This window comes from Mesorhizobium sp. M7A.F.Ca.CA.002.09.1.1 (assembly GCF_003998555.1).
GTDB classification, from domain to species: domain Bacteria; phylum Pseudomonadota; class Alphaproteobacteria; order Rhizobiales; family Rhizobiaceae; genus Mesorhizobium; species Mesorhizobium ciceri.
The window spans coordinates 1-811 of the sequence record NZ_RZRR01001411.1 but is presented as its reverse complement, the minus strand read 5'-3'; the positions used below and the strand labels follow the sequence as shown (position 1 = coordinate 811).

General features: G+C 62.0%; 1 protein-coding gene and 1 pseudogene. One reads left to right on the top strand and one right to left on the bottom strand.

The features are described 5' to 3' along the window. Positions 1-251: pseudogene (locus EN994_RS33610) on the top strand (microcin ABC transporter ATP-binding protein); the annotation flags it as partial. Positions 252-272: 21 nt separating this feature from the next. Here EN994_RS33610 and EN994_RS33605 read toward each other — a convergent pair. Then, positions 273-704 (bottom strand): TerB family tellurite resistance protein, encoded by a 432-nt coding sequence (locus tag EN994_RS33605; protein ID WP_063168183.1) that lies wholly within the window; start codon positions 702-704, stop codon positions 273-275. Positions 705-811: the final 107 nt, after the last annotated feature.

The window sequence follows — 811 nt, the reverse complement described above, 5'->3', positions numbered from 1 at the left end:
CCCAGATCCTCGATCTGTTCGCAGAGCTCAACCAGAAGCTCGGCATCGCCTACCTCTTCATCACCCACGACCTGACCGTGGCCCGCGCCATCACGGACGAGGTGCTGGTCATGCATGACGGCAAGATCGTCGAGCGCGGCAAGACGAGCGAAGTGCTCGACCACCCGCAGTCCGAGGCTGCCAAGGCGCTTGTCACCGCCGCCCCTGACTTGCACCGGGCGATCGCGGAGCGGCTGCGGGAGCAAGGCTGATCAGGAGAGAAGGCGGCCCGATCACTCCTGCGTCTTGACCACATCGACCGGGCTGATATCGAGCAGGTCGAGCGTGCGGCGCAGCAGGCGGATCTCGCTCTCGGCCAGTTGCGAATCCGCCTTGGCGATCTCCGCCATATGTTTGGCCAATTGCCGGCGCCGCTCGACGTCGAGATCGCGGAACAGTGCAATCGCCTGCGAGCCATTGGTCTCGTAGCCGAACTCGTTGAGATATTCGATGACGCTGTCGATGCTGCTTTCCTGAATGCCGAAGGCGTCCTTGCAGATGCGCCGGAAGGCAACCATTTCGCTCTCGCTGACCGACCCGTCGGCCAGGATCATGCGAAACAGCATCAGCAATTCCGCCGACAGGACCGGATCGTCCGCCACCTTGCGCACGCCGGGGTCGCCGTCGAATATCTGACGTATCTGGTCCAGCAATGCGAATGCCATCAGGAGCCTCTTTCCGGGTTAACTACACAAACACAATCCAGGCGCGATGCGCTGGGATAGAGGTAGCGCGGAATCGATCTTGCGCAAACAGGGCGGCCGTGGTCGAA

Coding starts and splice junctions, on each gene's coding strand:
- EN994_RS33605 (WP_063168183.1), bottom strand. CDS start 704: ATGGCATTCGCATTGCTGGACCAGATACGTCAGATATTCGACGGCGAC.